The 8,123-nt window shown below is 73.2% G+C and carries 8 protein-coding genes; 4 read left to right on the top strand and 4 right to left on the bottom strand.

Going from position 1 to position 8,123, the window contains the following annotated elements; translation table 11 throughout:
* The first annotated feature begins 282 nt into the window (after positions 1-282).
* On the top strand, positions 283-2,973 hold the full coding sequence (locus tag JHD21_RS10290; RefSeq protein WP_292674373.1) for a bifunctional GNAT family N-acetyltransferase/acetate--CoA ligase family protein: 2,691 nt from the start codon (positions 283-285) through the stop codon (positions 2,971-2,973).
* Between the two features lie 12 nt (positions 2,974-2,985).
* On the opposite strand, the gene JHD21_RS10285 is transcribed toward JHD21_RS10290, so the two are convergent.
* Positions 2,986-3,741 (bottom strand): SDR family oxidoreductase, encoded by a 756-nt coding sequence (locus JHD21_RS10285; protein ID WP_292674370.1) that lies wholly within the window; start codon positions 3,739-3,741, stop codon positions 2,986-2,988.
* 104 nt (positions 3,742-3,845) lie between these two features.
* Here JHD21_RS10285 and JHD21_RS10280 point away from each other — a divergent pair, with 104 nt between their 5' ends.
* Complete coding sequence (locus JHD21_RS10280) at positions 3,846-4,691, top strand: LysR family transcriptional regulator (protein WP_292674367.1); 846 nt, start codon at positions 3,846-3,848, stop codon at positions 4,689-4,691.
* A 66-nt stretch (positions 4,692-4,757) separates the two neighbouring features.
* Here the strand turns inward: JHD21_RS10280 and JHD21_RS10275 are convergent, their stop codons facing one another.
* From JHD21_RS10275 to JHD21_RS10265, 3 genes are all read right to left on the bottom strand, one after another.
* A complete protein-coding gene (locus JHD21_RS10275; protein ID WP_292674364.1) occupies positions 4,758-5,183 on the bottom strand; it encodes an NUDIX domain-containing protein in 426 nt (141 codons plus the stop codon).
* 63 nt (positions 5,184-5,246) lie between these two features.
* Positions 5,247-6,032, bottom strand: a complete 786-nt coding sequence (locus JHD21_RS10270) for a hypothetical protein (RefSeq protein WP_292674362.1) — start codon at positions 6,030-6,032, stop codon at positions 5,247-5,249.
* On the bottom strand, positions 6,029-6,532 hold the full coding sequence (locus JHD21_RS10265; protein WP_292674359.1) for a SigE family RNA polymerase sigma factor: 504 nt from the start codon (positions 6,530-6,532) through the stop codon (positions 6,029-6,031). Before JHD21_RS10265 ends, JHD21_RS10270 begins: the two co-directional genes overlap by 4 nt.
* Positions 6,533-6,622: 90 nt before the next feature.
* Here JHD21_RS10265 and JHD21_RS10260 point away from each other — a divergent pair, with 90 nt between their 5' ends.
* Both JHD21_RS10260 and JHD21_RS10255 read left to right on the top strand, forming a co-directional pair.
* Entirely contained in the window at positions 6,623-7,366 is a 744-nt protein-coding gene (locus JHD21_RS10260; protein WP_292674356.1) for an SDR family oxidoreductase, read from the top strand.
* 35 nt (positions 7,367-7,401) lie between these two features.
* The gene (locus JHD21_RS10255) at positions 7,402-7,986 is read left to right on the top strand and encodes a DUF5998 family protein (protein WP_292674352.1); all 585 of its coding nucleotides are present in this window, start codon (positions 7,402-7,404) and stop codon (positions 7,984-7,986) included.
* Positions 7,987-8,123: the final 137 nt, after the last annotated feature.

Here is an 8,123-nt window from a genome sequence, read left to right as displayed (position 1 = left end):
ATGACGGAGTAGGCGTACTCGAGGAACGAGGCCCGCATCTCGTCGCCGACGTCGATGTCGAGGATGTGCTCCTCGAAGTCCTCGGGGGGCGGGGGAGTCGCGGAACGCCGGGCCATGGGGCGATTCTCTCCCGCCGCCGGTCGTCAGACCGACGGGCCACGCCGGGCTGGGGAGAAGCGGTGGTCAGCGGCAGGCTGCGTGCGCCGGTGACCGGTGTCTCAACAGACCGCGGCCATCGCGGTCCGGCCACGGCGGAGGCCCCGTGGCCGGTAGATTCCAGGCGTGACCGCAGCCGAGGCCCCGCCCCAGCACTGGGAGGCCGACGTCCTGCTCAAGGACGGCAGCACGGCGCACGTCCGGCCGATCCGGGCCGAGGACAAGGACCTGATGGTCGAGTTCTACTCGCGGGTCTCCGACCAGTCGAAGTACTACCGGTTCTTCTCGCCGATGCCGAAGCTGTCGGACCGCGACGTGGCCCGGTTCACCGAGGTCGACCACGTCGGCCGGGTCGCCTTCGTCGTGCTGCTGAAGAACCGGATGATCGCGGTCGGCCGCTACGACGTCGTGGAGCCCGGCGAGGCCGAGGTCGCCTTCCTCGTCCAGGACGAGCACCAGGGGCGGGGGATCGCCCAGGTCCTGCTCGAGCACTTGGCCCAGGCGGCCCGCGAGCGGGGGCTGGACCGGTTCGTCGCCGAGGTGCTCCCGGACAACCAGCCGATGATCCAGACGTTCCGGGACGCGGGCTACCGGGTCGTCAGCCAGTACGACGACGGCGTGCTCCGGCTCGAGTTCCCCATCGACCCCACCGACACGCTGGTCGGCGCGATGTCCAACCGCGAGCACGTGGCCGAGTCGGCGTCCATCCACCGCTTCTTCAACCCGCGGTCGGTCGCGGTGATCGGCGCCAGCCGGCGGCAGGACACCATCGGCCAGGCGCTGGTGCGCAACCTGGTGACCGGGGACTTCACCGGCCGGGTCTACGCGGTCAACCCGAGCGCGGCGGCGGTGTCCGGCATGCCGGCATACGACTCGGTCGGCGACATCCCCGACGACGTCGACGTGGCGATCGTGGCGGTGCCCGCCGACTCGGTGACGGACGTGGTCCTGGACTGCGCGTCCAAGGGCGTGCACGGCCTGGTGGTCATCTCCTCGGGCTTCGCGGAGACCGGCGAGGAGGGCCGCCAGCGGCAGCGGCGGCTGGTCGGGCTCTCGCGCTCCTACGGCCTGCGGCTGATCGGCCCCAACGCGCTGGGCATCATCAACACCGACCCGGACGTCTCCCTCAACGCGTCCCTGGCGGGGCTGATGCCGCCGCGCGGCCGGGCCGGGTTCTTCTGCCAGTCCGGCGCGCTCGGCTCGGCGATCCTGGAGAAGGTCAACAACCGGGGTCTCGGCCTGTCGACGTTCGTCAGCGCCGGCAACCGCGCCGACGTGTCCGGCAACGACCTCCTGCAGTACTGGGAGGAGGACGACTCGACCGAGGTCGTGATGATGTACCTCGAGTCGATCGGAAACCCGCGCAAGTTCTCCCGGATCGCCCGCCGGGTCTCGCTGCGCAAGCCGATCGTGGCCGTCCGCTCCGGGCGGACGACCCAGGGCGTCCCGATGGGCCACGCGGTGCGCAAGATCGCCGCCCCGCCGCAGGCCGTCGACGCGATGTTCCGGCAGGCCGGCGTGATCCAGGTCGACACGCTCGACGACATGTTCGACGTCGCCCAGCTGCTCGCCCACCAGCCGCTCCCGCGCGGCCGCCGGGTCGCGATCGTCGGCAACTCCGACGCGCTCGGTCTGCTGGCCGCGGACGCGGCGGTCTCCGTCGGGCTGGTCGTCAACCGGCAGGTCGCCCTCGACGCCGAACCGACCGCGGAGGACTTCGAGGACGCCCTCGACAACGCCATCGACGACCCCGAGGTCGACGCGGTGGTCGCGGTCTACATCCCGCCCCTCAACGTGGCCGGCGAGCACATCGCCAACGTGCTGGCCGCCGTGGGGGAGCAGTCGGACAAGCCCCTGGTCTCGACGTTCCTCGGTGCCGAGGGCGTCCCCGAGCTGCTGCGGGTCCCCGACGTCACCGGGTCCACCGCCGGCCGTGGCTCCGTGCCGTCCTACCCCGCGGTCGAGGCGGCGGTCCGGGCGCTGGCCAAGGTCGTGGAGTACGCCGTCTGGCTGCGCACCCCCGACGGCAGCTTCCTGGCGCCCGAGCACCTGGACCCGGTCGCGGGCCGCCAGGTCGTCGGCCAGGCGCTGACCAGCCACCCCGACGGCGCGGTCCTGGACGCGACCGAGCTGGAGACGCTGCTGGCGGCGTACGGCATCGAGCTCTGGCCGACGGTGCCGGTGTCGTCGCTGCGCCAGGCGCAGGCGGCCGGGCGCGAGCTGGACTGGGACGTCGTCCTCAAGGCGACCGCGGAGCACCTCCGTGAGCGCCCCGACCTGGCGCACGTCTGGCGCAACGTCGACAACGCCGAGGAGATGAAGGACGCCTGGAACACGCTGCGGAACCTGGTGGGTCCGCCCGAGCAGGCCGGCTACGTCGTCCAGAAGAACGCGCCACCCGGCGTACCGATCGCGGTCCGGTCCATCGAGGACCCGCTGTTCGGTCCGGTCGTGTCCTTCGGGATCTCCGGCCCGCTCACGGAGCTGCTCGGCGACAAGGCCTACCGGATCCCCCCGCTGGGCGACCGGGACGCGGCCGCGATGGTCCGGGAGATCCGCTCGGCGCCGATGCTGTTCGGCTACCGCGGCTCCGAGCCGGTCGACATCAACGCCGTCGAGCAGCTCATCCTGCGGGTCGCGCGCCTCCAGCACGACCTGCCTCAGGTGGCCTCCCTCGATCTCTCCCTGGTGCTGGCGGGCGTCTCGTCGCTGTCGGTGCTCACCGCGTCCGCCCGGGTGGAACCGGTGGCCGACCCGCGGTCGGACTGGTTCGTGCGGCGGATGCCGAGCCACCCGGGGGACACGATCCCGGAGTAGGGCGCGCGGCTCTCACCAGGGCTGGATGCCCGTCTCGTCGCGGAAGGTGCCGCTCGGACCGTCGTCGGGCAGCGTCGCGAGCTCGAGGAAGATCGCGGCGCCCTGCTCGGGCGTGCGGTAGCCCTGGTGGCCGTTCAGGTCCGTCGCGACGTAGCCCGGGCACCCGGCGTTGACCAGGATCCCGGTGCCGGCGAGCTCCTTGGCGTACATGATCGTGATCGCGTTGAGGTAGGTCTTGGTGGGGGAGTACGCCGCCGAGATGGGCCCGACGGCCTCCGCCTGAGCGGTCTGCAGGGTGAGCGAGCCGACCGTGCTGGACACGTTGACGACGCGCGGCGACGAGGCGCGGCGCAGCATCGGGAGCATCGCGTTGGTCACCCGGATGACGCCGACCACGTTGGTGTCCACGACCTCGAGCACCTGCTCGGCGGTCACCTGGCTGGGCTCCTGGGGCATCCCGCCGGTGATGGCGGCGTTGTTGACCAGGACGCCGAGACCGCCCTGCTCCTCGAGCTGTGCCGCCGCCGCTGCCACGCTCGCGTCGTCGGTGACGTCGAGCGGCACGCCGAACACGTCCAGCCCCTCGGCGCGGAGCTTGTCGACGGCGTCCGCGCGGCGGCGTTCGTCGCGGGCGCCGATCCCGACCCGGAACCCGAGCCGGGCCAGGCCCGCGGCGATCTCGTAGCCGATGCCCTTGTTGGCGCCGGTGACCAGGGCGGTCTTCTCGTTCGTGCTGATGTCGGTGCTGTGGTCGGGGGTGTTCGTCATGCCTCGATCGTGTGCTCGCGCAGGCGCGCGGTTCCAAGACCGATCGGGTGCGGGTCGATACCGCAGGGGTATGACGCCAGGTCAGGCGGCGTACCCTCGACGCCGTGGAGACCCGGGAGCTGCGCTACTTCGTCGCCGTCGCCGAGGAGTCGCACGTCGGCCGGGCCGCCGAGCGGCTCGGGATCGCCCAGCCACCGCTCTCGCGAGCGATCGCGCAGCTCGAGCGACGCCTCGGGGCCCAGCTGTTCACCCGTACGCCGCAGGGCATGACCCTCACGAGCGCCGGCGAGACCCTGCTGCGCGAGGGCCGCGCCGCGCTGGCCGCGGTCGAGGCGGCGGAGCGGCGGACCCGGCGAGCCGTGGCGGCCGCCGGCCGCGCCCCGGTGGTGCTCACCGCCAAGGCCGGCGCCTCGAGCGAGCTGATGGCCAAGCTGCTCGATGCCTACGCCGCCGAACCGGGCGCCGTCGACGTCGACGTGGTGCTGAGCCCGCCGGGCCACCAGGCCCTGATGCTGCGCGACGGGCGCGCCGACGTCGCGATCCTGCACCGGCCGTTCGACGACCTGAGCGGGTTCGACGTCGAGCAGCTGCTGGTCGAGGAGCAGGTGCTGATCCTGCCCGCCGGCCACCCGTTGAGCTCCGCGACGTCGCTGACGGTCGAGGAGGCCTCGTCGGTCCCCGACCTGCCGCTGCCGCGCTGGCCGCACCTCGACGGCAGCTATCCCGACGGGCCCGGCCCCGAGCTGCGCGACCTCACGCAGGTGCTGCAGCTCGTCCGGCTCGGCCGCACCGCGATCATGCTGCCCGACTCCGCCCGCGCCAACCTGCGCGACGGCCTCGCGGTCGTCCCGCTCTCCGACGCACCGCAGGTCACGACCGTCATCGCGTGGCCCCCGCACAGCACCTCGCCCGGCGTGGCCGGGCTGGTGCGGACCGCGACGCGGTTGTAGGGGCCCGGCCAGACTGTGCCCGGCGATGAGCCAGGGCATGCCGGGACGATCACCGACTCGTGAGGCTCAGTCGGTCGACCCAGCGTGGGTGCCTGGGTGGCTGGCCATCGCCCTCACCAGAGCCGCGCGCATGTCGTCGTGGACGGGAGGAGGCAGCTCCTCGAGTCCGAACCAGCCGAGGCCGTCGTGCTCCTCGGGGGCGACGTTGGCCGGCGTGCCGTGCCAGTCACGCACCACCCACGCGCTGAGGAGGACCGGTTCGCCCGCCGCTCCTGCGGTCCATCGGCACAGGTGGGTCACCGTGCCCGGCGCGATGCGCACCCCCAGCTCCTCGTGCAGCTCCCGCGTGAGAGCGGCCAGCTCGGACTCGCCGGCCTCCATGACCCCGCCGGGCAGGTCCCACACTCCCGGGTACGCACGCTTGTCCGCACGCCGGTGCACCAGGAGGACCAGGCCGCCGCGAACCAGCGCGCCGAGGACGACCTTGTGCACTCCCGGAGTAGAGCACGGGGGTCCGACACCGAGCGGACCCCGAGCCCGAGGGCGCGGCGCCGGTCAGTCGAACCACGAGGGGTCGTCGACGATGGTCAGCAGCTGCTCGTGGGTGAACGGCGGCTCGTCGGCGAGCAGCGGCGAGCCCTTGCCGTCCGCGGCGTTGTAGGCGATCGCGAAGACGTCCCAGCCCTGGACGTAGAGCGTGACGCCCCGGCCGGTGACGCCGCCGTCCGAGGCGGGACCGGTCGCCTGCCAGGTCAGCAGGGCCGAGTCGTCCTCACGGCGCTCGCAGACCGCGCCGTCACCGGCGTTGTCCCGACAGCGGGCCATGGGGTCTCCACCACCGGCACTCGTCGCGCCGACCGACATGAGGTAGCCGTTCCACCGGAAGTGCGCGACCTGGAAGCTCTCGCCGCCGTTCATGATCTGCCCAGTCCGCTCGGCGGCGTCGGTCACCTCGCCGGGGAAGAGCCTGGTCACCAGTCCGGGCATCTCCTTGGCCCGGACCGAGGGGTCGGGTGACCCAGGAGGCGGCGACTGGAACGGCTCGTCGGGCTTCACCTCCGAGGGGATCGGGGAGGTCTTCGGCGACGGGTCCGGCGCCACCGAGGTGCCGTCGGCGAAGCCGGACCGGTCGGGTGCCTTCGCCTCGCTGTCGAGCAGGGACGGGACCGTGGCGGCCCCGGTGGCCACCACGCCGACGGCGGCGGCCGCGGCGACCCCGGCGGCGACCCGCCGGCGCCGCCGGAGGCGACGGCCGCGCGCCGTGGCGCCGGCGACGAGCAGGTCGACGTCCGGCTCCAGCCGGGCGGCGGCCTGGCGCAGGGTGTGCGTGTCGTCGTTCACGTGGTGCTCCTGTCCCGCGCACGGGCCAGCGCCCGCATGCTCCGGTTCTTCACGGCACCGGGAGTGAGCCCCAGTCGCTGCGCCACCTCGTCGACGCCGAGGTCCTCGAAGAACCTCAGCACCAGCACGGCCCGGTCCGTGGCGGACAGGCCTCCGAGCAGGTCCTCCAGGTCGAGCCGGAGGTCCGACCCGGCGCTCGGGTCGGCGATCGGCGCGTCCGGCAGGTCGGCGTACGGCACCTCCCCGCTGCTGCGCCGGCGCCGCCCGCTGATGAACGTCCGGGTCAGGGTCGTCTGGGCGTACGCCGCCGGGTTGTCGATCCGGCCACCGAAGGGCCCCCGCCACCGCGCGTAGACCTTCGCCAGCGCCTCCTGGACGAGGTCCTCGGCCTGGTGGGAGTCACCGCAGAGCAGCCACGCCGACCGGTAGAGCTGTCCGGCGCGCGTCCTGGCGAACTCCTCGAACTCCCGGTCGTGTGCGGCCGGCCCGTGCTGGGACATCTCACTCCTGGATGGGTCCACGGTGGACCCTCACTCTCTCCGACGCACACCTGCTCCGTGTGGTCACACGCACCTGGGAGAATCGGTCCGATGACGTCGTACGTGGTGACCGGTGGAGCCCAGGGGGTGGGGCGGGCCATCGTGGACAGGTTGGCCGCCGACGGCTCGACCGTGGTGGTCGTCGACCTCGCCGACCTCGCCGGGCTCGGTGCGGCGCCTGCGAACGTCCGGCTGGTGACCGGCGACGCGTCCGATGCCGAGGTGACCGCGAGGGCTGCCGCGGAGGCCGAGGCCCGTGCCCCGCTCGTCGGCTGGGTCAACAACGCCGCGGTCTTCCCCGAGGCCAGCCTGACCAGCACCCCGCCCGTCGACGTCCTGGAGGCGATCACGGCCAACCTGGCGATGGCGCTGACCGGCTGCCATACCGCCGTCAACCACTTCGTCGCCCACGGACGGCCGGGAGCGATCGTCAACATCTCCTCGCACCAGGCCCAGCGCCCGGTCCGCGGAGCCCTGCCCTACGCGACCGCCAAGGCCGCGGTCGAGGGGCTCACCAGGGCGCTGGCCGTCGACCACGGGCCGGACGGGGTCCGCACCAACGCGGTCGCGCTGGGCTCGATCCGCACCTCCAGGTACGACGACTACCGCGAGGCGCACCCCGAGGTCGACGCCCAGATGGCCGGGCTGCACCCCCTCGGACGGGTCGGCACAGCGGCCGAGGTCGCCGAGGCCGTCGCCTTCCTGCTCTCCGACGGCGCCGGCTTCGTCAACGGGGCCGTCCTGCCGGTGGACGGCGGGCGGTCGGTCAACGGACCCGATCCAGAAGCGCGTTGACCGGCGAGTCGGGACCCCGTGACAGACTGCAACCCATGCCGCTGCGCACGACCGAGGACCGGGACCGCAGGCGCGACCTGCGCGCCGCGATCGACCACACGGGCTACTACCCCGAGGTCGTCGCGGACGCCGTCGGTGCGGCCCTGGCCGACGAGCCGGTGGTCTCCTTCTACGTCCACCACGAGCCGACCTTCGACCGGGACGAGGTGCGCCGCCACCTGAGCGTGATCGTGCTGACGCCGAGCCGGCTGGTGCTGGTGCACACCGACGAGCACGCGGGCGACGACCTGCTGCCCGAGCCCTACACCTCGACGAGCACCGAGGCGATCCGGTTGTCGGCGGTCAAGTCGGTGGTCGTCACCCGGATGGTCGCCAACCCCACGTCCGGCACGACCAAGCCGGCCGAGGCGGTCATGACCATCGGCTGGGGCGGGGTGAGCCGGATGGACCTCGAGCCCGCCGGCTGCGACGACCCGAGCTGCGAGGCCGACCACGGCTACACCGGGGTGCTCTCCGCCGACGACTTCTCCCTCCGGGTCTCCGCGGCGGCGGACGGCGCTGACGCGGTGGGTGGCCTGCTGGCCTTCGCCGAGCAGCTCTCGGCACGCACGCACGCGTGACCGCCCCGTGACGACGGGGTTCGTCGAGCCGGCCTACTCGAACCGGTCGCTCGGCGACGTCGTGCCGGCGGTCGCCGCGGCGCTGGGCCGGCCCATCGGTGAGAGCCCGACCAACCTCACGCTGCCCGACGCGCCGT

It is taken from the genome of Nocardioides sp. (assembly GCF_016462705.1).
GTDB lineage: Bacteria > Actinomycetota > Actinomycetes > Propionibacteriales > Nocardioidaceae > Nocardioides.
Note: the sequence above shows the minus strand (reverse complement) of the source record. Positions and strands in the feature narration are given on the sequence as shown.